Origin of the sequence: Mycobacterium sp. 852002-51613_SCH5001154 (assembly GCF_001667425.1) — a bacterium.
Classification (GTDB): domain Bacteria; phylum Actinomycetota; class Actinomycetes; order Mycobacteriales; family Mycobacteriaceae; genus Mycobacterium.
The window spans coordinates 118017-139339 of the sequence record NZ_LZII01000085.1 but is presented as its reverse complement, the minus strand read 5'-3'; the positions used below and the strand labels follow the sequence as shown (position 1 = coordinate 139339).

The window sequence follows — 21323 nt, the reverse complement described above, 5'->3', positions numbered from 1 at the left end:
TATCCCTATGTATATACGTTTTCGTCTCGTTTCTCTTGCGCTCGGGCGCTGTGTCTGTATACGCTTTTGCCTACGTTTCAAGCTCGACAAGGAGACCGACATGGGACACCCCTGCGCTACCAACCCGGAACTGTGGTTCGGCTACCCCGACGACGACGGTGGCGACGGCGCGGCGAAGGCCCGTGCGTACGAGCGGTCGGCCGTCGAGGCGCGCATTCAGTGTCTGCGGCGCTGCCCGCTCGCGCAGCAGCGTCGGTGCGCCCAACATGCCATCGCGCACCGCGAGGAGTACGGCGTGTGGGCCGGCGTCAAACTTCCCGGGGGTCAATACCGCAAGCGCGAGCAGCTCGCCCAGGCCCACGACGTCCTGCGGCGCATCGCGTCCGGCGAGATCAACTCACGCCAGCTACCGGAGAATGCGGCCCTGCTCGCCAACCACGAGCATGAGGCCGTTCCGGTGACCGCGGTGGTTTTGCACCTGCCCCTGGCGCAAGTGGGGCCTCGCTCCGCGGCCTGACGCTCCGTCCTGGGTATGGCCGTTTGCTGACTCACCCAACGGGGTAGAGCTTCGGCACGAACGAGTCATTCGACCCAGAGGCGGGATCCATGACGTTCGACCTGACCCCGACGGCGGCGCAGCACGACCTCGCCCGGCGGACGCACGAGTTCGCCGAAGAAGTGATCCGCCCGGTGGCGCTCCACTACGACCAACGGCAGGAGTTTCCGTGGCCGGTCCTGGAGGAGGCGGCACAGCGCGGCTTTTACAGCCCCCTGTTCTACCGCGACCTGATCGGCGATCCGACCGGCCTCTCGTTGCCGATGTTCATGGAGGAGCTGTTTTGGGGCTGCGCGGGCATCGGGCTGGCGATCGTGATGCCGGCGCTGGCTCTTTCGGCGATCGGACAGGCAGCATCTCCGGAGCAGATGTTGGAATGGGCGCCCGAATGCTTCGGCACCCCAGGCGATCTCAAGCTTGCCGCACTGGCAATCTCGGAACCCGAGGGCGGCAGCGACGTACGAAATCTGCGCACTCACGCGCGCCGCGACGGTGACGACTGGATCATCGACGGCCACAAGATGTGGATCGGCAATGGCGGGATCGCCAACGTGCACGTGGTCAACGCGGTGGTCGACGAGGAACTAGGCCATCGTGGTCAGGCGCTGTTTGTGGTGCCCGGTGGCACCCCGGGGCTTAAGCTCGTGCGCAAGCTGGACAAGCTCGGCTGCCGTGCGTCACACACCGCGGAGTTGCTATTCGAAGGCGTCCGCGTACCGGGCGCCAATTTGCTTGGGGGACAGGAGAAGTTAGAGCACAAGCTCGCCAAAGCGCGCGAAGTGGTGGCGGGCGCAAAGCGATCCGGCTCAGCGACATTGGGCACGTTCGAGCAGACGCGGCCGATGGTTGCCGCCCAGGCCATCGGGATCGCGCGCGCGGCGCTCGAGTACGCGACGGCGTACGCCACGGAGCGCGAGGCGTTCGGCGGACCGATCATCGACAACCAGGGCATCGCCTTCCCGCTGGCGGAGTTGGCCACCCAGATCGACGCGGCGCGGCTCTTGACCTGGCGGGCGTCGTGGATGGCGGCCAACAACGTTCCCTTCGAGCGCGGGGAAGGCTCGATGTCGAAGATGGCCGCAAGCGAGGTCGCCGTCAAAGCCACCGAGCGCGCCATTCAAACCATGGGCGGCTGGGGCTACATCACCGATCACCCCGTGGAGAAGTGGTATCGAGATGCCAAGCTATACACCATTTTTGAGGGCACGAGCGAGATTCAGCGGATGGTGATCGCGAACGCGCTGGGTGCCGCCGTCGGCACGCCGCCACTGCATGTGGTGCTCGAGCCGTCCGGCGGCCCGCTGAACCGGGTTTTCGGTCGCGGCACCCCGCTACGCTCCCGTGTCGCCGATACAGCGCTTTCCATGCAGGACCGGGTGCCCGAACCCGTCATGCGGCTGGCCATGAAGGTGCTCCGACCGCCAAGCAAGTAACGGGGTCTGGGTACGGTCGAGTGGACCATGAGCAACCTTGAGTCGACACCCGTCGAACTCGCCGGCGCTACCTCGCCAGGCGCGGGCACCGAGGTGCTGGCGCCCAGGGAGGTCCCACTGGGCGGCCCGCGGGCCATGCGGGTGCAGCGCACGCTTCCGCAACGGAACCGTTCGCTGATCGGGGCATGGTGTTTCATCGACCATTACGGCCCGACGTCGGCGCGCATGGACGTTCCACCTCATCCGCACACCGGATTACAAACGGTCAGTTGGTTGTTCAGTGGGGAAGTGGAGCACAACGACAGCGCCGGGGTGCATGCGGCAGTGCGGCCAGGCGAGCTCAACCTCATGACTGCGGGTGCCGGTATCTGTCATTCCGAGGTGTCGGTGACGTCGCCGTCAGCCTTGCACGGTGTCCAGCTCTGGGTGGCGCTTCCCGATTCCGATCGCGACACCGGCCGCGATTTCGCCCACTACGTGCCCGAGCCGGTGTCGTTGGCCGGCGCGACGGCGCGGGTGTTCCTCGGCGGACTGGCCGGCAGCCGGTCGCCGGTGCATACCTTCACACCGGTACTGGGCGCGCAGATCGATCTCGACGCCGCCGCTCGCCTCGACATCGGTGTCGACCCGGCATACGAGCACGGTGTGCTCTGCGATCTGGGCGCCGTGCGTGTGGAGGAGACCGCGCTGGCGGTTGCCGAGCTCGCCTACCTGAGCCCCGGCGCTTCGTCGCTGCATCTGCGCAACGTGGGGGATCGGGCCGCCCGGGTACTCCTGCTCGGCGGCACACCGTTCACTGAAGACATAGTGATGTGGTGGAACTTCGTCGGGCGAAGCCACGACGACATCGTGGGTTACCGCGAACTATGGGAGGACGGCGACGAACGCTTCGGCGCCGTCCACGGCTATCGGGGTTCGCTCACCCGATTGCCCGCCCCGCCGTTGCCGACCACTCGGCTGCGGCCTCGACAAGTACCGCAACGAAAGGAAAGCAACCATGACCGCCGATAAGACCGGAGCAGAAGCGACCGTCAGCCTCGAGGAGGGCCGGTACACCATTGCCGTGGAAGGCAAGCAGGTCGGCCTCGCCGACTTCGCCGACCGCGGCGACCAGCGCGTCTTCTACCACACCGAAATCGACCCAGCGTATGGCGGACGCGGCCTGGCGACCATCCTCGTCGAGGAGGCGCTCAACGAGGCTCGCGGCGAAGGCAAGCGGATTGTCCCCGTGTGCTCGATGATCGGCACCGTGCTCAAGAAGCACCCCGAATACGACGACATCACCGACGCCGTCACGCCGGAGATTCAGCGGTGGGTGCGGTCGTCATAGCCGGTAGTTGACGCGGCCGGCTCCGCACGATCGCAGAATCGTAGTGCGGATTCGAATCCAGTCCGCGGTCCGCCCGTCGGCCCTCGCCGGACTTCGGCTCAAGTAAGCCCCTGTTGCTCTCGCCAGCTTGACCAGTAGCGCTCCGCATCTGCACGGCGCAGCGCCCTCAGCTCGTCACAGGTGGCTTCTAGTGTCGAAGTGTCGGAAAACAGTTTTTCGATGCGGCCGAGATTCTCACGCACCCAGAGCGCTTCATCGGCAGCGGGGAGATAAAAAATGGTTGCATCATTGTCGATATATTGTTTAATTAGCGAAGGCCAGAAATGGTTTTCTGATGTCAATAGCAGCGTCGGTGCAACGGAGATTCCCATCTGGCCTCGCTCGTTGATCAGAGAAAATGTCGAGCACGGCCCACTGATTGTTAAGGAAGCGCTGGGTGCGTACTCAGCCACATGCGAATCGGTGATCCTGTAGCGCGGGTCTAGGTACAAGAAATCGAAGTACTTCAGGTAGAACTCTAGTAGTGTCTTCATCGACGGGACCTCAATCTAACGAACCAATGTCGCAGGACAATCTGTTCACCACAACAAACCTCGTGGCTAGCCTTGCGACGGACCGAAATACTTGTCTGCGAGCAGCTTTGCAAGGTTGAGGACTTCATCGCACGACCCGTCTGCCTTCGCATCGCTGAAGAGGTCCTCGATGCGTTCTAGGTTCTCGCGAATCCAAGCCACGATTGCCCCAGGAGAGACGGTGTTTGTCTCATCGTAGTTATCCACATACTGACGAATAAGCGAGGCGCGGAACCAGTTGTCGGGTACTGCGGCCGACTTAGTTGGGGCGAACGTAACGCCAATTTGGCCACGATCATTGGAAATGTCCCAACTGAGTGATGGGTCCGCCAGCGTTAGCGAAGCATTGATTGTCGGATCGCCGGATGTCACCGAGTCAATAATACGATAGCGCGGGTCCAAGTAAAGGAAGTCAAAGAACTGCGGGTAGAACTCTAGCAATGTTCTCACTATTATCGTCCCCCACCAATCGGCGGCAGAAGTACGGCGACCAGCCCGTCGTCTATAACACCGAAATCGGTCCGGCGTATGGCGGGCGCGGCCTGGCGACCATCCTCGTCGAAGAGGCGCTCAACGAGGCCCGCCGCGAAGGCAAGCGCATCGTCCCCGTGTGCTCGATGATCGGCGCCGTGCTCAAGAAGCACCCCCAATTCGACGACATCACCGACGCCATTACGCCGGAAATTCAGCGGTGGGTGCGGCCGTCGTAGCCCGATTGCGTCGCCGACCGGCAGCGGGTGCATGTTGATCAGTTTGCTACCGCTTGTACGGACCTTGAGCCGCCAGTCTTCATGGACGGTCACGCTAGTCCCGCCCTGACCATCCGTTCGATTTCGTCGAACGATTTCGACATAAGGTGGCTAAAAATGGTCGCGTACGGTTCCATTAGAATCGCTTTTCCACTCGATGATCTCAGTTCTGCGATGCCCTCAGTTATGGGCGTTGCACGGACATCTGGGCTGAATCCCGAAGAATAGAGTTTCGGCCCCAGGGGCGGCGCACCGATGGCTCCTCGGGCAAGCGAGGACCAGATCCAGATCAGGTACTTTTCAGCGAGTTCGACCGGGGAAAGCTTCGCAGTATCATTGCGGCGTTGTCCACGATCGTCGACCGTATCAACGATCCACCAGCCAGCATCGTGGCGAAGATGTACCGAGAAATCGCTTGATGTGAAGGCGATTTCGCAGTCATCACATTCCAATGAGACTGCCGCATTGGGCAGGCCCGCGAGGCTAGACCACTCAATCCAGCTTGCAGAGATTCGGGAGAAATCGGTCATTGTCTACGCATATCTCCTAGGAATCCGGAATCCTCTAGAGCTTGCACTGGGGCGTCTTTTCCATCTGGTCCAATCACTCGGTATTGAATCCCTCCACCGGGTTGATGGAACCAAGGCGCCGCTCGAGATTGTTCAATGTGGTAACCGGGTGGTAGTGCGGTCGGGTCCTTGATTATGTACTCATAGTAGGGTTTAAGAGCGCTCTCGGGGGGAAGCGACAGTTCTGCAAAAGGCGTTCCCTCCGGGGCCAAGTACGACCCAAAAGGACTGCCGAAACGGCCGAGGACGGCCCCCGGTTCAAGAGCCGCGTCGGGAATGACGGTGCCCGGCACAGCGTAGGGCTTGCTTGGCAGCGTGTCATCGGGATAGAACAGGCTCCCGTCCGGATGTCTGAACTCCGGGCCGGGATCGATTGGGTTGTACCCGTGGAACAACTCGTGGTCCGAGGGCAGTGGCGGCGGTGGTTCGAGGGGTGCCGGCGGCGGAGGGATGTCCGGCGCCACAGGTACATGCGGACCCGCGGGGGCATGTTCGGCGGGAACCTCACCACCACCCGGGTGCGGCGCATGCTCGACGACAGGTGGCGGACCGGGGTGGGCGGCGCCCGGCACGGGCTGCCCGCCGACGTCCGGGATTGGCGACCCATGCGGGGGAAGGTCCGCTTCGGCAATTGCCGCGCGGATCTCGGCCGCGCTTAGTGCCCGGGGGAGGACGTTGTCGGCGGAAAGGCCCTGCAGCGCTTCACGACTGAAGAGTGTCTTCAGGCCCTGCCAGGCCACCTCTCCGCCGGCCTTGAGTTCAGGCCCGCCGACGGCCAGCGTGATGGCGCTCCACAGCGGCTCGGGGGTGGCTTCCACCTTCCCGGGATCCGGTGTGCGCATGCCGGTCAACTTGCCGCCGCTGAACGCATAGGACGTGCCGGTCGCTTGATCGAAGAATTCGCCCGTGCCGTCCTTGAGCTGGCCGAAAACCTGCACAGGCTGGCCGTCGACTTTGTAGGTGAACATGAAATGGCCGTCGGGAGTGGTGCTCACCGACGCCGGATCGATGCTGTTGTAGTTGGGGATCTTTCCCAGGTCGTCGAGGGCTTTGGCCAGATCGGCCTTGAGCTTGGGAAGTCGGGCACTGGCTGCTTCTCCTTCCGGAGAGCCGGGCCCGTGCGTGTAGAGGTCAGCCATAGCCTTGTCCAGGGCAGTCTGCGCGGCACGCACCTTGCCCATCTGATCCACCACCGCCTGGTCGGTGATCTGCCGAATGTTGGCGAGCGCATTGCGCTGTTCCTCCGACGGCGGGGCTACGCCGTCACTATCGAGGCCATGCAGCGGGGCCCCGTCGTAGCCATCGGTGTGCAATCCATCCAGAGATTTCTGCAGAGAATTGGAGTAGCCGTTGCGGCTCGACAACATCTGAGCGAGAGCGGCTTTCGTGTCCCGCAAGGCATCTTCTTCACAGGTTCTGATGAAGGCGTGCAGGGCATCCACGTCCGCAGCGCTGAGGTGTTTGTCTTGCAACATCGCGGCGGCTTGGCACAGCAAGTTGGAGATCCCCTGCAGCTCGGAGTCCAACTTGGCGATCTGTGCGGCGCCGGCTTGTTGCGCTTCGGCCAGGGCGGCGGCGATGTTCTCCAGGTCGGCACCGATCTTGGGTAATTGAAGGGACTGCGCTCCCAAGGTTTTCGTCACCCGCTGCACTTCGGCGGTGTCGTTGATCGGGTGGTCGCCGGTCTGATGGTTCCAGGCGGCGTCGAAACGGTTGCGGGCTTGCTCGAACGCGTGGTCTGCCTCTGCAGTGCAACGACCGGCCTCGCGAAAGGCCGCGGCCAGATTGGAGATCTGCAACGGATCGCCGGCCTGCAGGCTGCGGTTGATCGCCCATGGGTCACCGCCGGCCTCAGCGATCAGCGCATCAATGTCTATGTACGGCAGGCCCATAGCACCGCCCGTGGCAGCGCGGCGTTATGCCGATCTCGCCTCGTGGGCCGCGAAGCCTGAGAGCGCGCCGAACCCGAGCGTATAGCCGCGACAACCATTGCCACCCCTCCTGAGCTGGCAATTACGCTACTAACGGGAACGGGGCCGTCAATTCACTACGCCGGCGCGGGTTTAGGGGGCCAAAGAGATATGGCGCTGTTGTTGCTCGTCCTCAAGGTTGCGTTGATCGCCTTCATCGTCGTAGGAACCGGAGCTCTGATCGCCCGCGCGATTAGGCGTTCCCGGGAGAACAGATCGGATCCGCGGTGGAAGGGGGGCGGCGCCCAACCCGGCTACGAGGCCTCGGCGCACGGCGCTATGCCGAATACACCGCTTCCCGAGTGGGCCTACCGGGACGATGAGGGCGACGACGAACACGGCGACGGCCGGCTGCGCTGAGGACGTGGTTGCGCCCTGAAGAACACGGTCCGGAAAGCACAAAGGCCACGAGCCCCTTGCGGAGCCCGTGACCTCAACGCATGCGGCTCGGGGGAGCCGCTCAAATGTGGGCGAAGGGGGACTTGAACCCCCACGTCCCGAAGGACACTGGCACCTGAAGCCAGCGCGTCTGCCATTCCGCCACTCGCCCGGAAAACAACCGGTGGACCATACCACTCTAATAGCCGCATTCCCCAACCCGCCTGGTCGGGCCTGGGCGCCGTGGGGCGCTGGGGGACAACGCGTCTGAACAGGGCCGACGCAGTTCTCAGAGTTTCGACGGTGCCGCTGTATCGCGCTGTCCCGATACCATGCTGGAGTGGGAACGCACCGCGTGAATCGTTTGCCGCGCGCCAGCGACATGCCGTGGCAAGTGCGGGCGAACGCCAGCGCATGAGTAGCCAACGGGGGCTGGCGGCGCGGATCGAGCGCAAGCTCGAGGCGACCGTCGACAACGCGTTCGCCCGGGTTTTCGGCGGCTCGATCGTTCCGCAGGAGGTCGAGGCCCTGCTGCGCCGCGAAGCCCGCGACGGTGTTCAGACGCTGCAGGGCAATCGCCTTTTGGCCCCCAACGAATACATCATTACCCTCGGTAGGCACGACTTCGAGAAGGTGGGCGCCGACCCCGATCTCACGTCGGGCGCTTTCGCTAGGTACTTGGCCGACTACATCCATGAACAGGGGTGGCAAACGTATGGTGAGGTGGTCGTCCGGTTCGAGCAGTCGTCGAACCTGCGAACCGGCCAGTACCGCGCCCGTGGTGCTGTCAACCCCGATGTGCAGCCCCGCCCGACGGTCAACGATCCCGTCCGGCCACAATCAAATAGTGCGTTCGGCGCAGAACGAGGAGTAGCACCAATGACTGACGATTCGAGCTACCGCGGGGCTCAGGGGCCGGGGCGGCCCAGCGATGAGTATTACGACGACCGCTACGGGCGTCCGCAAGAGGGTGGCCCGGAACCGCAGGGGGGACCTGATCCGCGTGGTGGGTATCCGCCCGAGCAGGGCGGCTATCCGCCGCAGCAGGGCTATCCGCCACCCCGCCACCCCGAGCAGGGCGGCTACCCCGAACAGCAGGGCGGCTACCCCGAGCAAGGTGGTTACCCAGGCCCTGGCGGCGGCGGCTACCCCGAGCAACGCGGCTACCAGGGCGGCCAAGGCGGCTACCCCGAACAGCGCGGCTATCAAGGCGGTCAAGGCGGTTACCCGCCCCAGTACGAGCAGCGTCCTCCTGCGCCCGGCGGGTACGGCGGCCAAGGGTACGACCAGGGCTACCGCCAGGGCGGTGGGTACCCACCTCCTGCCGGCGGTCAGCCTGGCGGCGGCCAGCAGGGCTACGGCGGGTACGGCGAATACGGGCGCGGACCGGCCCGCCCCGAGGAGGGTGGTTACGCTCCGCCCGAGCAGCGGCCGGCCTACCCCGAGCAGGGTGCCGGGTATGAGCAGGGCGGCGGCTACGAGCAGGGTGGCGGCTACGAGCAGGGCGCCGGTTACGAGCAGGGCTACCAGCAGGGCGGCGGATACGGCCGGCAGGACTACGGCCCCGGGGATTACACGCAGTACGCCGAGAACGTGCCGGGCGGGGGATACCCCGGTCAAGGTGGATACGCCGAGCCCGCCCAACGCGACTACGAATATGGCCAGCAGGCCGAGTACGCCCAGCCGAGTGAGTATGGCCAGCCGGCCGACTACGGGCAGCCGGCCGGTGGCTACGGCGGTTACGGCGGCGGCTATGGCGCGGCCGGAACGACGGTCACCCTCCAGCTCGACGACGGCAGCGGCCGGACCTATCAGCTGCGTGAGGGCTCCAACATCGTCGGCCGTGGACAAGACGCGCAATTCCGGTTGCCCGACACCGGGGTGTCACGGCGTCACCTCGAGGTCCGCTGGGACGGGCAGGTCGCCCTCCTTTCGGACCTGAACTCGACCAACGGCACCACGGTGAACAACGCCCCGGTGCAGGAGTGGCAGTTGGCGGACGGCGACGTCATCCGTCTGGGCCACTCGGAGATCATCGTCCGGATCCACTAAACGCGCTGGGCTCAACGCTGCCGTGCTTCGCCCCGCGTCGACCGCCGTCCAAGTATCGTGACGTTGCCGATGTGCTCGGGGTCACGGGCGCCAGGGGGACGACGCAGGACGGAAAGGACGCCAGATGCAGGGACTCGTACTGCAGCTGACGCGTGCCGGATTTTTAATGTTGTTGTGGGTATTCATCTGGTCCGTGCTGCGGATCTTGCGGACCGATATCTACGCGCCCACCGGTGCCGTCATGGTGCGCCGCGGGTTGGCGCTGCGCAGCACCCTGCTGCCTTCGCGGCAGCGGCGCCATGCCGCGCGCTACCTGGTGGTGACCGAGGGGGCGTTGGCGGGCGCGCGCATCACACTCAGCGGGCAGCCGGTGTTGATCGGAAGAGCCGACGACTCAACCCTGGTGCTCACCGACGACTACGCCTCGACGCGGCACGCCCGGCTATCTCAGCGCGGTTCGGAATGGTATGTCGAGGATCTAGGATCGACCAACGGCACTTACCTTGACAGGGCAAAGGTGACCACTGCGGTACGAGTTCCAATAGGAACGCCGATTCGAATCGGCAAAACGGCGATTGAGTTGCGCCCGTGACCCTGGTTCTGCGATATGCCGCGCGCAGCGATCGCGGCCTGGTGCGCGCCAATAACGAAGACTCCGTCTACGCTGGCGCGCGGCTGCTCGCCCTGGCTGACGGCATGGGCGGTCACGCCGCCGGCGAAGTGGCCTCTCAGCTGGTGATCGCCGCGCTGGCCCATCTCGACGACGACGAACCCGGCGGCGACCTGCTCGCCAAGCTCGACACCGCGGTGCGCTCGGGTAACGCGGCCATCGCCGCGCAGGTGGAGGCCGAGCCCGAGCTCGAGGGGATGGGCACGACGCTCACCGCAATCCTGTTCGCGGGCGACCGAATTGGCTTGGTACACATCGGCGACTCGCGCGGGTATCTGCTGCGCGACGGTGAACTCACCCAGATCACCAAGGACGACACGTTCGTCCAGACCCTCGTTGACGAGGGCCGAATCACCCGCGAAGAGGCACACAGCCACCCGCAGCGGTCGCTGATCATGCGCGCGCTGACCGGACACGAGGTCGAGCCGACCCTGACCATGCGCGAGGCGCGGGCCGGTGATCGCTACCTACTCTGCTCCGATGGGCTCAGCGATCCGGTGAGTGACGAAACCATCCTCGAGGCGCTGCAGATCCCCGACGTGGCCGAAGCCGCCTACCGCCTCATCGAGCTGGCGTTGCGCGGCGGCGGCCCGGACAACGTGACGGTGGTGGTCGCCGACGTCGTCGACTACGACTACGGCCAAACCCAACCGATTCTGGCAGGCGCGGTTTCCGGCGACGACGACCAGATGACGTTGCCCAACACCTCCGCGGGCCGCGCCTCCGCCATCAGGCCCCGCGAAGAGGCCGCCAAACGTGTTGCGCCACAACCGGAAACACCCGCCCGACCGCGATGGCCCAGGCGGCGGATGTTCTTCGTCGTGACACTGGCGTTGTTGGTTGTTCTCTCGGGCATGGCCATCGGATGGTGGGTCATCCAGCGCAATTATTACGTCGCCGAATACGACGGCAAGGTATCGGTCGTCCGCGGCATTCAGGGGTCGCTGTTGGGCGTGCCCCTGCAGCAGCCGTACCTGGTGGCCTGCCTGAGCGCCCGCAACGAACTCTCCCTGATCGGTTACGGCGAATCCGGTCATCCGAACTGTCAGCTGATGACGCTGCGCGACCTTCGCCGGCCCGGACAGGTTCAGGTTCAGACCGGGCTGCCCGGTGGAAGCCTGGACCAGGCCGAGTCCCAGTTACGACAGTTGCTGGCCGAATACCTGCTTCCTACTTGTCCATCGCCGCGCGCGACTTCGCCGCCGGGCGCCCCGCCCACCGGGAGCGGCACCCCCGAATCAAGTGTCGCGGCATCGCCAGCACCCACCACCGCACCGACCACCGCTTCTTCCGGCCCCACCAGCACCACAGCCGGCCCCGCGACCACGTCGCCGGTGGGCCCCACGACCACTTCCCAAACGGTCACCGCGCTTCCAGCGCCTCCACCGCAACCGGGCATTGACTGCCGGACGGTGGCATGACGACCCAACTCCAACCGCCCGTCGCGGTCACACCTCCGCTGCCCACCCGTCGCAACGCCGAGCTGCTGCTGCTGTGCTTCGCCGCAGCGATCACCGTCGCCGCGTTGCTGATCGTGGAGGCGAACCAGGACCGCGAATTGCGTTGGAACGTAATCAGCTACGGGCTGGTGTTCATGCTCGTGTTCGGGTCGGCGCACCTGGCCATCAGGCGATTCGCCCCCTATACCGATCCGCTGCTGTTGCCAATTGTGGCGTTGCTCAACGGACTTGGCCTGGTGATGATCCATCGGCTCGACCTGGTCGACAACCAGCTCAGCGGCCGCCACCACCCCAGCGCCACCCAGCAGATGCTGTGGACCCTGGTCGGGGTCGTCACGTTCGCACTTGTGGTCACGTTTCTCAAAGACCATCGGCAGCTGGCGCGGTACGGCTACATCTGCGGAATCACCGGCCTGGTGCTGTTGGTGATTCCCGCGCTGCTGCCGGCATCGCTGTCCGAACAGAACGGCGCGAAAATCTGGATTCGCTTCCCCGGGTTCTCGATTCAGCCCGCAGAATTCTCCAAGATCTTGTTGCTCATCTTCTTCTCCGCCGTGCTGATCGCCAAGCGGGGCCTGTTCACCAGCGTCGGCAAGCATTTCATGGGCCTGACCCTGCCGCGCCCGCGCGACCTCGCACCCCTGCTGGCCGCCTGGGTGACCTCGATCGGCGTGATGGTCTTCGAAAAGGACCTCGGTACCTCGCTGCTGCTGTATGCGTCCTTTCTGGTGGTGGTTTACCTTGCGACACAACGCTTTAGCTGGGTGGTGATCGGCCTGGTGCTGTTCGCGGTGGGCAGCGTCATCGCGTATTTCGTCTTCGCGCATGTGCGGGTCCGGGTGCAGATGTGGTGGGACCCGTTCTCCGACCCCGACGGCAGCGGCTACCAGATCGTCCAGTCCCTGTTCAGTTTCGCCACCGGCGGCATCTTCGGCACCGGGCTGGGAAACGGGCAACCCGACACCGTGCCTGCCGCGTCGACGGACTTCATCATCGCCGCGTTCGGTGAAGAACTCGGGCTCGTCGGGCTCGCCAGCATCTTGATGCTCTACACCATCGTCATCGTGCGCGGCATGCGGACCGCGATCGCGACGCGGGACAGCTTCGGCAAGCTGCTGGCCGCGGGCCTGGCCTCCACCCTGGCGATCCAGCTGTTCATCGTCGTGGGCGGCGTCACGCAACTCATCCCGCTGACCGGTCTGACCACCCCGTGGATGTCCTACGGCGGATCGTCGTTGCTGGCGAATTATGTGTTGCTGGCCATCCTCGCGCGCATCTCCAACAGCGCCCGGCATCCCTTACGCGGCCGTGAGCGCAAGGACTCGCCGATCGCGGCGGCCAAGACCGAGGTAATCGAGAAGGTATGAACACCTCTCTGCGCCGCATCTCGATCACCGTCATGGCGCTGATCGTGCTCTTGCTGCTCAACGCCACGATGACGCAGGTGTTCGCCGCCGACTCGCTGCGCGCCGACCCGCGCAATCAGCGTGTCCTGCTCGACGAGTACTCGCGTCAACGCGGCCAGATCGTTGCCGGCGGCCAGTTGCTGGCTTATTCGGTGGCCACCGACAGCCGCTTCCGCTTTCTGCGGGTTTACCCGAACCCGGCCGTCTACGCGCCGCTCACCGGCTTCTACTCGCTGCGCTATTCCAGCACGGGCCTGGAGCGCGCCGAGGACCCATTGTTGAACGGTTCCGACGAGCGGCTGTTCGGGCGCCGGCTGGCCGATTTCTTCACCGGTCGCGATCCGCGCGGCGGCAACGTCGACACCACCATCAGACCGCGGGTCCAGCAGGCCGGCTGGGACGCGATGCAGCAGGGGTGCGGTGGACCCTGCAAGGGCGCCGTCGTCGCTCTCGAGCCCTCCACCGGCAAGATCTTGGCCATGGTGTCATCGCCGTCCTATGACCCCAATCTGCTGGCGTCGCACGATCCCCAGGTGCAGGCGCAAGCATGGCAGCGGCTTCGCGACGACCCCGACAATCCGCTGACCAACCGCGCCATCTCGGAGACCTACCCGCCCGGGTCCACGTTCAAGGTGATCACCACCGCGGCCGCACTCCAGGCCGGGGCGACCGACGCCGAGCAGTTGACCGCGGCGTCCTCCATCGTGCTGCCCGACAGCACCGCGACGTTGGAGAACTACGGCGGCCAGCCCTGTGGCAACGAGCCCACGGTGTCGCTCAAGCAAGCGTTCGCCCTGTCGTGCAACACCGCGTTCGTCCAGCTCGGCATGCACACCGGATCGGACGCGCTGCGCAGCATGGCGCGCGCGTTCGGCCTGGACACCACCCCCAACGTCATCCCGCTACAGGTGGCCGAGTCAACCGTCGGGATCATTCCCGACGCCGCGGCGCTGGGCATGACCAGCATCGGCCAGAAGGACGTCGCGCTGACACCGCTGGAGAACGCCCAGGTCGCGGCGACCATCGCGAACGACGGCGTCACGATGCAGCCCTACCTGATCGACAGCCTCAAGGGCCCGGACCTGGCCAACATCAGCACCACCGTCCCCTATCAGCAGCGCCGCGCGGTGTCACCCCAGGTCGCCGCTAAGCTGACAGAGCTGATGGTCGGCGCCGAGAAGGTCGCACAGCAGAAAGGGGCCATTCCCGGCGTGCAGATCGCATCCAAGACGGGTACCGCAGAGCATGGCACCGATCCGCGTAATACGCCGCCGCACGCGTGGTACATCGCCTTCGCGCCCGCGCAGACGCCAAGAGTCGCCGTGGCAGTGTTGGTAGAGAATGGCGGCGACCGCCTGTCCGCGACGGGAGGTGCACTCGCCGCGCCGATCGGACGGGCTGTGATCCAAGCCGCGCTACAGGGAGGACCATGAGCCCGCGAGTTGGTGTGACGCTGTCTGGCAGATACCGCCTGCAGCGCCTGATCGCCACCGGCGGCATGGGCCAGGTCTGGGAGGCGGTGGACAGCCGGCTTGGCCGGCGCGTCGCGGTCAAGGTGCTCAAACAGGAGTTCTCCCAGGACCCGGAGTTCATCGAGCGGTTCCGCGCCGAGGCCCGCACCACCGCGATGCTCAATCACCCCGGCATCGCCCAGGTCCACGACTACGGCGAGAGCCAGCTGGACGGGGAGGGCCGCACCGCCTACCTGGTGATGGAGTTGGTGAACGGCGAGCCGCTGAACTCGGTGCTCAAGCGCACGGCCCGGCTGTCGCTGCGGCATGCCCTGGACATGCTCGAGCAGACCGGCCGGGCCCTGCAGGTCGCGCACGCCGCCGGCTTGGTGCACCGCGACGTCAAGCCGGGCAACATCCTGATCACCCCGACCGGCCAGGTGAAGATCACCGACTTCGGTATCGCCAAGGCGGTCGACGCCGCGCCCGTCACCCAGACGGGGATGGTGATGGGCACCGCCCAGTACATCGCCCCCGAACAGGCCCTCGGCCACGACGCGACCCCCTCCAGCGACGTGTACTCCCTCGGCGTCGTCGGCTACGAGGTGGTGTCGGGCAAGCGGCCGTTCACCGGTGACGGCGCCTTGACCGTGGCGATGAAGCACATCAAGGAGCCCCCGCCGCCGCTGCCCGCGGAGCTGCCGCCCAACGTGCGGGAACTCATCGAGATCACGCTGGTCAAGAATCCCGCGATGCGCTACCGCAGCGGCGGCCCGTTCGCCGACGCCGTGGCGGCGGTGCGCGCCGGCCGCCGTCCGCCGCGACCCAGCCAGTCACCGCCCCCCGGTAGGGCATCGCCGGCGGCGATTCCGTCCAGCCCGACGACCCGGGCGGCCGCCGTGCCGAGCACCCGGAGCGCGGCGCCGCGCCGATCCCGGCCGGCCACCGGCGGTCATCGGCCGCCCCCGGCGCGGCGCACCTTCTCGTCGGGTCAGCGGGCATTGCTGTGGGCCGCCGGGGTGCTCGGAGCGCTGGCCATCATCATCGCGGTGCTCATCGTCATCAACTCCCGCGCGGACACCCAGCAGCAACCCCCGCCGCCGACGGTCACCGACACCGGCAGTCCGCCCCCGCCGCCGGCGAGCAATACCCCGAGCGGCTCCGCACCACGGCTCAATTGGACGGATCGCGGGACGATAAGTAATTCTGGACTGCAACGAGGGCCGGCCGAGTACGGGCGGGGTGAACCACCGACGCTCAGCGCATCACCGGCCCGACACGAGATGCCACGATGACCACCCCTCAACACCTGTCTGACCGCTATGAACTGGGCGAAATCCTCGGATTCGGGGGTATGTCCGAGGTTCACCTGGCCCGCGACGTCCGGTTGCACCGCGATGTCGCGGTCAAAGTGCTGCGCGCCGACCTGGCCCGCGATCCGAGCTTCTATCTGCGGTTCCGCCGCGAGGCGCAAAACGCCGCCGCCCTCAATCACCCCTCGATCGTCGCGGTCTACGACACCGGCGAGGCGGAGACAGCGACGGGCCCCCTGCCGTACATCGTCATGGAGTACGTCGACGGTGTCACGCTGCGCGACATCGTCCATACCGACGGGCCGCTACCCCCGCGACGGGCCATCGAGATCATTGCCGACGCGTGCCAGGCGCTGAACTTCAGTCACCAGAACGGCATCATCCACCGCGACGTCAAGCCGGCGAACATCATGATCAGCAACACCAATGCGGTCAAGGTGATGGACTTCGGCATCGCGCGCGCGATCGCCGACAGCGGCAACAGCGTCACCCAAACCGCGGCGGTGATCGGGACGGCCCAGTATCTGTCGCCCGAGCAGGCCCGCGGCGATACCGTGGACGCCCGGTCCGACGTCTACTCGCTGGGTTGCGTACTCTACGAAATCCTTACGGGCGAACCGCCTTTCACCGGCGACTCGCCGGTCGCCGTCGCCTACCAGCACGTGCGGGAAGACCCGATTCCGCCGTCGCACCGGCACGAGGGCATCTCCGCCGACCTCGACGCCGTCGTGCTCAAGGCGCTGGCCAAGAACCCGGACAACCGCTATCAGACCGCCGCGGAGATGCGCGCCGATCTGGTGCGGGTGCACAACGGCGAACCGCCCGAGGCGCCCAAGGTCCTCACCGACGCCGACCGGAGCTCGCTACTGGCGACGGGCGGAAACCTGCCCGGCCCGCGCACCGACGCGCTGCCCCGGCAACCCCTGCGTCGCATCGACGACCGCAACGGCGGTTCGGTCGGGCGCTGGATCGTCGCGGTCGCCGCGCTGGCGGTGTTGACGATCGTCGTCGTCATCGCCTTCAACACCCTCGGCGGCACCACCCGCGATGTGCAGGTGCCCGACGTGCGGGGCCAGGTCTCCGCTGATGCCATTGCCGCGCTGCAGAACCGCGGCTTCAAGACGCGCACCCTGCAAAAGCCCGATTCGACGATCCCGCCCGACCACGTCATCAGCACCGACCCCGGGGCCAACGCCTCGGTGAGCGCGGGCGACGAGGTCACCATCAACGTCTCGACCGGCCCCGAGCAACGCGAAGTGCCCGACGTGTCCTCGTTGGGTTACTCCGACGCGGTCAGCAAGCTCAAGGCCGCCGGCTTCAGCAAGTTCAAGCAGGCCAATTCACCGTCGAGCCCGGAGCTGCTTGGCAAGGTCATCGGCACCAACCCGCCGGCCAACCAGACGTCGGCGATCACCAACGTCATCACCGTCATCGTCGGCTCTGGGCCGGAGACCAAGCAGGTGCCCGACGTAGCGGGTCAAACCGTCGACGTCGCGCAGAAGAATCTCACCGTCTACGGCTTCACCAAGGTCACCCAGGCACAGGTGGACAGCAACCGGCCGGCCGGTGAGGTGATCGGCACCAATCCGCCTAAGGGCCAGGTGGTTCCGGTGGATTCGGTGATCGAGCTACAGGTGTCCAAAGGCAACCAGTTCGTGATGCCCGACCTGAGCGGCATGTTCTGGGCGGACGCCGAGCCGCGGTTACGGGCGCTGGGTTGGACGGGGGTGCTGGACAAGGGGCCCGACGTGGACGCGGGTGGCTCGCAGTCCCACCGGGTGGTGTATCAGAACCCGCCGGCCGGCACCGGGTGCAACCGCGACGGGATCATCACGCTGAAGTTCGGCCAGTAGCCGCCGGTTCGGCCGGGAAATAGGGCTGCACCGCGGCCCGCACCTCGTTCTCGAGCCGGCGGACCAGTGTGTCGTTGCGGGCCCACCCGCAGTAGGCGAGCCAGTTCGCCAGCATCCGGTGGCCGCCCTCGGTCAGGATCGACTCCGGATGGAACTGGACACCGTGAATTGGCAACTCGCTGTGCCGCACCCCCATGATGACGCCGCCGCGGGTGCGCGCCGTCACCTCCAGCACCGGGGGCAGCGACTCCGGCAGGATGGTCAGCGAGTGGTAGCGCGTTGCCGTGAACGGATCCGGAAGCCCTTCCAGCACACCGGTATTGGTGTGGAAGACGTTGCTGGTCTTGCCGTGCAGCAGCTCGGGCGCGCGGTCCACGGTGGCGCCGAAGGCGACGCCGATGGCTTGGTGTCCGAGGCAGACCCCAAGCAGCGGGGTGCGCTCGGCGGCACACGCGCCCACCAGGCCGATCGAAGCGCCCGCACGTTCCGGGGTGCCCGGACCGGGGCTGAGCAGCACACCATCGAACCGCTTGGCGACGGCTGCCTCGTCGGTAAGCCGGGGGTCGTCGTTGCGCCACACCTCGGCCTCGACGCCCAGCTGGCCGAGGTACTGCACCAGGTTGAACACGAAGCTGTCGTAGTTGTCGACGACCAGGATCCGCACCGTGCCAGGTTACCGTCCGCTGGAAATCAGTAGCCGATGGTTCCCATGGGCTGCGCGAAATGCAGCCGGTCCGGCTCGGTGTGGCCGACGACCTGCACGTCGGGCTTGACCTCTTCGCGGTAGCCGAGCCCGAATCGGACCACGTACTGGCGGTACAGGGTGACCAGGGGAGCGGCGGCCAGGGCGGCTTGCATGGCGGCCGCGTTGCCGATCGCGGTGATCGTGTAGGGCGGGCTGTAGGTGCGCCCGTTGAGCAGCAGCGTGTTGCCGACGCAGCGGGGCACGGACGTGGCGATGATGCGCTGGTCCTGCATCTGGATCGCCTCCGCGCCGGCGCTCCACAACGCGTTGAGGACGGCCTCGATGTCTTGCTGGTGCACCACCAGGTCGTCGGGCGACGCATCCCGCGGGAAGCGGCCGTTGGCGTCCCGTGGCGCGTCGTCCAACGTGACAGCGAGGCCTGGGCCGTGGACCGGGTTCATGTCCGCCTCGGCGGCCAGCTCGGCGGAGCGGCGCAGCATCGCCGCCAACGCCAGATCCGAGGACCGTCCGTGCGCGGCATCGATCTTGCCGGCCAGCGAGTCGCGTTGGGCGTTGAGATGGTTCACCGAAGCTTGGGCCTCGCGAACCAGATCGACCAGCCGGGGGGCGTCACTGCGACGGATCTCGGCGCCGCCGGACACCCCGTGGGTGGCCGCAAGGAGCAATCCCGCCGACAGGCACACCACCGGGACGCCGAAGCGCCATGGTGACCGGCGTCCGTCGCTCATTCGGCTCTCCAATTTCCTGGTCGGCGTGCCGGGTGAGTTAGTCTCGTAGCCAAGCTGTGCGTGCAGCTGCGGTCTTTATCGTTGCACCCGTCCCACTCACCGTCTTGTTGAGGTAATCATGCCCAAGTCCAAGGTCCGCAAGAAGAACGACTTCGCCGTCGGCGCGGTCAGCCGCACGCCGGTGAAGGTGAAGGTGGGACCGTCCAGCGTCTGGTTCGTTGCCTTGTTCGTCGGCCTGATGCTGATCGGGCTCGTCTGGTTGATGGTGTTTCAGCTGGCCGCCGTGGGCAGCCAGGCGCCGACCGCCCTCAACTGGATGGCGCAACTCGGTCCATGGAACTACGCCATCGCGTTCGCTTTCATGATCACGGGTTTGTTGCTGACGATGCGCTGGCACTGAGCGACATCAGCCGCGGAATGAATTCATTTTCGGGTTGCTCCGTTACCGCGCCAGCAACATTCCCACCCCCCAATCACACGCGTGTGATTTATCCCCACTGTTGATAGCGTCTGTGGATAACTCCATAGGCCGTGGTGGGAGGGGCTGAACGGCGCATGCAGCAAACACAGTGGGAGCCGCGCACGCCTGGAATCGCTGGTTGTGGGGCCGCCGGTGTTCTGATGGCTATCGCCAGTGTGACCGTGGTCACAGACGCGCCGGGGCGGATTCTCACGGGGATTGCCGCGGTGGGTCTGATCTTGTTTGCGGGCGCGACGTGGCGCGCGCGGCCGAAGCTGGCAATTACCGCCGACGGCTTGTTGCTCCGGGGATGGTTCCGGACGCAGGTATTACGACCCGACGACATCAAGATCATCCGAATCACCGAGTTCCGGCGCTACGGACGCAAAAACCGGCTACTTGAGGTCGAGACCGCCGACGGCGGGCTGGTTCTGTTCTCTCGCTGGGACCTCGGGACGGACCCGCTCGAGGTGCTCGACGCGCTGACCGCCGCCGGTTACGCGGGCCGTCACCCGCACTGATCGAAAGCGGCCGGTGGCCCGGCTTACGTGATGGTGATCGACTCGATGACCACCGGCTCGGTCGGGCGGTCGTTGGCGTCGGTGGACGTCGTCGCGATCGCCTCGACCACTCGCTGCGATTCCGGGTCCGTCACTTCGCCGAAGATGGTGTGCCGCCGGTTCAGGTGGGGTGTCTTGCCGACCGTGATGAAGAATTGCGAGCCGTTGGTGCCCGGGCCCGCATTCGCCATCGCCAGCAGGTACGGCTTGTCGAATTGAAGTTCGGGGTGGAACTCGTCGGCGAACTTGTAGCCGGGGCCGCCGCGACCGGTGCCGGTCGGGTCGCCGCCCTGGATCATGAAGCCCTGGATCACCCGGTGGAAGACCGCGCCATCGTAGAACGGACCGGAGGACCCGCCCGATGCGTTCTGGGTCGAGTACTCCTTGGTGCCCTGCGCCAGGCCAACGAAGTTGGCGACGGTCTTGGGCGCGTGGTTGCCGAACAGGGCGACTTTGATGTCGCCGCGGTTGGTGTGGAGCGTGGCGGTAGCGGTCTGATGGGGGCTGTTGGTCACGGCATGAGAGTCTGCCATTACGCGCGGGCATGCCCACACCCGGTGTCGCTCAAGCCGAGCCGCCGCCGAAACTGCGTCGCGCGCACAACGGTTCCGCCGACGTCCCTATGCTGGCAGTCTGTTCAGCACGCACAGAAAGGCGGCAGATGAGCGCAAAGGCGGAATCCCGGCTGAGCCCGCGTGAGCGACTGGCTCGCGGGCTGACTTACTCGACAGTGGGACCAGTGGACGTCACCAGGGGAGTCGTCGGCCTGAGCGTCCAGTCTGCTCAGTCGACCGCAGCGCAGCTCCGTCGCAAATACCAAGAGGGGCGCCTGGCCAAGGAACTCGCCGCGGCCCAAGAGACGCTCGCCCAAGAGTTGGCCGCCGCGCAGGAGGTGGTTTCGAACCTGCCTCAGGCGCTGCAGGACGCGCGGCGGGCGCAGCGCCGGAGCAGGCGTCCGTTGGTGTTCGCGGGCGCGGCCGTCGTGGTCCTCGCCGGCGGCGCGGTCGCGTTCAGCCTGGTGCGGCGATCGGTTCGTGCGAAACCCCAGGAGCCGCAGTCACGGCCGCCGAGCGTCGAGGTGCAGCCGCGCCCCTGACGACGGCCGGC

General features: G+C 66.0%; 22 protein-coding genes, 1 tRNA gene and 1 pseudogene. 16 read left to right on the top strand and 8 right to left on the bottom strand.

Translation table 11 applies throughout. The features are described 5' to 3' along the window. Positions 1-100: 100 nt before the first annotated feature. The 4 genes from A5750_RS24615 (at position 101) to A5750_RS24600 (ending at position 3319) form a co-directional block, all read left to right on the top strand. The gene (locus A5750_RS24615) at positions 101-517 is read left to right on the top strand and encodes a WhiB family transcriptional regulator (protein ID WP_066950950.1); all 417 of its coding nucleotides are present in this window, start codon (positions 101-103) and stop codon (positions 515-517) included. Positions 518-606: 89 nt separating this feature from the next. Continuing rightward, positions 607-1989 (top strand): acyl-CoA dehydrogenase family protein, encoded by a 1383-nt coding sequence (locus tag A5750_RS24610; protein WP_067266446.1) that lies wholly within the window; start codon positions 607-609, stop codon positions 1987-1989. A 27-nt stretch (positions 1990-2016) separates the two neighbouring features. Continuing rightward, a complete protein-coding gene (locus A5750_RS24605) occupies positions 2017-3000 on the top strand; it encodes a pirin family protein (RefSeq protein WP_067266444.1) in 984 nt (327 codons plus the stop codon). Then, positions 2987-3319 (top strand): GNAT family N-acetyltransferase, encoded by a 333-nt coding sequence (locus tag A5750_RS24600; RefSeq protein ID WP_067266440.1) that lies wholly within the window; start codon positions 2987-2989, stop codon positions 3317-3319. Before A5750_RS24605 ends, A5750_RS24600 begins: the two co-directional genes overlap by 14 nt. A 98-nt stretch (positions 3320-3417) precedes the next feature. On the opposite strand, the gene A5750_RS25655 is transcribed toward A5750_RS24600, so the two are convergent. Then, complete coding sequence (locus A5750_RS25655) at positions 3418-3852, bottom strand: hypothetical protein (protein WP_082959200.1); 435 nt, start codon at positions 3850-3852, stop codon at positions 3418-3420. 66 nt (positions 3853-3918) lie between these two features. Then, the gene (locus A5750_RS24595; protein ID WP_231989300.1) at positions 3919-4263 is read right to left on the bottom strand and encodes a hypothetical protein; all 345 of its coding nucleotides are present in this window, start codon (positions 4261-4263) and stop codon (positions 3919-3921) included. Between the two features lie 113 nt (positions 4264-4376). On the opposite strand from A5750_RS24595, the pseudogene A5750_RS24590 reads away from it, so the two are divergent. Then, positions 4377-4601: pseudogene (locus A5750_RS24590) on the top strand (GNAT family N-acetyltransferase); the annotation flags it as partial. A gap of 89 nt (positions 4602-4690) precedes the next feature. On the opposite strand, the gene A5750_RS26015 reads toward A5750_RS24590, so the two are convergent. Together A5750_RS26015 and A5750_RS24585 are read right to left on the bottom strand one after the other, a co-directional pair. Then, positions 4691-5170, bottom strand: coding sequence for a hypothetical protein (locus A5750_RS26015; protein WP_156664403.1), 480 nt, complete (start codon positions 5168-5170; stop codon positions 4691-4693). After that, positions 5167-7101, bottom strand: coding sequence for a TNT domain-containing protein (locus A5750_RS24585; RefSeq protein WP_067266433.1), 1935 nt, complete (start codon positions 7099-7101; stop codon positions 5167-5169). Before A5750_RS24585 ends, A5750_RS26015 begins: the two co-directional genes overlap by 4 nt. A gap of 189 nt (positions 7102-7290) precedes the next feature. Here A5750_RS24585 and A5750_RS24580 point away from each other — a divergent pair, with 189 nt between their 5' ends. Next, positions 7291-7539, top strand: coding sequence for a hypothetical protein (locus A5750_RS24580; protein WP_066950975.1), 249 nt, complete (start codon positions 7291-7293; stop codon positions 7537-7539). A 107-nt stretch (positions 7540-7646) separates the two neighbouring features. Here the strand turns inward: A5750_RS24580 and A5750_RS24575 are convergent. Continuing rightward, a tRNA-Leu gene (locus A5750_RS24575) sits at positions 7647-7729 on the bottom strand. 242 nt (positions 7730-7971) lie between these two features. On the opposite strand from A5750_RS24575, the gene A5750_RS24570 reads away from it, so the two are divergent. The 7 genes from A5750_RS24570 (at position 7972) to pknB (ending at position 17762) form a co-directional block, all read left to right on the top strand. Further along, positions 7972-9609: a DUF3662 and FHA domain-containing protein gene (locus A5750_RS24570; protein WP_067266430.1), complete on the top strand. Its 1638-nt coding sequence runs from the start codon at positions 7972-7974 to the stop codon at positions 9607-9609. Positions 9610-9733: 124 nt separating this feature from the next. After that, positions 9734-10201: an FHA domain-containing protein gene (locus tag A5750_RS24565; RefSeq protein WP_046183038.1), complete on the top strand. Its 468-nt coding sequence runs from the start codon at positions 9734-9736 to the stop codon at positions 10199-10201. After that, a complete protein-coding gene (locus A5750_RS24560; protein WP_067266424.1) occupies positions 10198-11700 on the top strand; it encodes a PP2C family serine/threonine-protein phosphatase in 1503 nt (500 codons plus the stop codon). Before A5750_RS24565 ends, A5750_RS24560 begins: the two co-directional genes overlap by 4 nt. Then, positions 11697-13106: an FtsW/RodA/SpoVE family cell cycle protein gene (locus A5750_RS24555; protein WP_067266421.1), complete on the top strand. Its 1410-nt coding sequence runs from the start codon at positions 11697-11699 to the stop codon at positions 13104-13106. The genes A5750_RS24560 and A5750_RS24555 overlap by 4 nt, the downstream gene beginning before the upstream one ends. After that, positions 13103-14578, top strand: a complete 1476-nt coding sequence (gene pbpA / locus A5750_RS24550) for a D,D-transpeptidase PbpA (RefSeq protein ID WP_067266417.1) — start codon at positions 13103-13105, stop codon at positions 14576-14578. Before A5750_RS24555 ends, pbpA begins: the two co-directional genes overlap by 4 nt. Then, a complete protein-coding gene (locus A5750_RS24545) occupies positions 14575-15891 on the top strand; it encodes a serine/threonine-protein kinase (RefSeq protein ID WP_067266414.1) in 1317 nt (438 codons plus the stop codon). The genes pbpA and A5750_RS24545 overlap by 4 nt, the downstream gene beginning before the upstream one ends. Then, a complete protein-coding gene (pknB, locus tag A5750_RS24540) occupies positions 15888-17762 on the top strand; it encodes a Stk1 family PASTA domain-containing Ser/Thr kinase (RefSeq protein WP_066950999.1) in 1875 nt (624 codons plus the stop codon). The genes A5750_RS24545 and pknB overlap by 4 nt, the downstream gene beginning before the upstream one ends. On the opposite strand, the gene A5750_RS24535 is transcribed toward pknB, so the two are convergent. Both A5750_RS24535 and A5750_RS24530 read right to left on the bottom strand, forming a co-directional pair. After that, the gene (locus A5750_RS24535; RefSeq protein WP_066951003.1) at positions 17740-18426 is read right to left on the bottom strand and encodes an aminodeoxychorismate/anthranilate synthase component II; all 687 of its coding nucleotides are present in this window, start codon (positions 18424-18426) and stop codon (positions 17740-17742) included. The genes pknB and A5750_RS24535 overlap by 23 nt on opposite strands. Before the next feature lie 26 nt (positions 18427-18452). Beyond that, the gene (locus tag A5750_RS24530; RefSeq protein ID WP_066951008.1) at positions 18453-19196 is read right to left on the bottom strand and encodes a DUF881 domain-containing protein; all 744 of its coding nucleotides are present in this window, start codon (positions 19194-19196) and stop codon (positions 18453-18455) included. Positions 19197-19314: 118 nt separating this feature from the next. Here A5750_RS24530 and crgA point away from each other — a divergent pair, with 118 nt between their 5' ends. Then, positions 19315-19596 carry a cell division protein CrgA gene (crgA, locus tag A5750_RS24525; RefSeq protein ID WP_066951011.1) on the top strand — a complete coding sequence of 94 codons (282 nt, stop codon included), beginning with the start codon at positions 19315-19317 and terminating at the stop codon, positions 19594-19596. 155 nt (positions 19597-19751) lie between these two features. After that, positions 19752-20177: a PH domain-containing protein gene (locus A5750_RS24520; RefSeq protein WP_066951015.1), complete on the top strand. Its 426-nt coding sequence runs from the start codon at positions 19752-19754 to the stop codon at positions 20175-20177. A 23-nt stretch (positions 20178-20200) separates the two neighbouring features. Here A5750_RS24520 and A5750_RS24515 read toward each other — a convergent pair whose 3' ends face one another. Continuing rightward, a complete protein-coding gene (locus A5750_RS24515) occupies positions 20201-20749 on the bottom strand; it encodes a peptidylprolyl isomerase (protein WP_066951018.1) in 549 nt (182 codons plus the stop codon). 128 nt (positions 20750-20877) lie between these two features. Between A5750_RS24515 and cwsA the strand changes: the two genes are divergently transcribed. Then, positions 20878-21312 (top strand): cell wall synthesis protein CwsA, encoded by a 435-nt coding sequence (gene cwsA, locus A5750_RS24510; protein WP_067266412.1) that lies wholly within the window; start codon positions 20878-20880, stop codon positions 21310-21312. Positions 21313-21323: the final 11 nt, after the last annotated feature.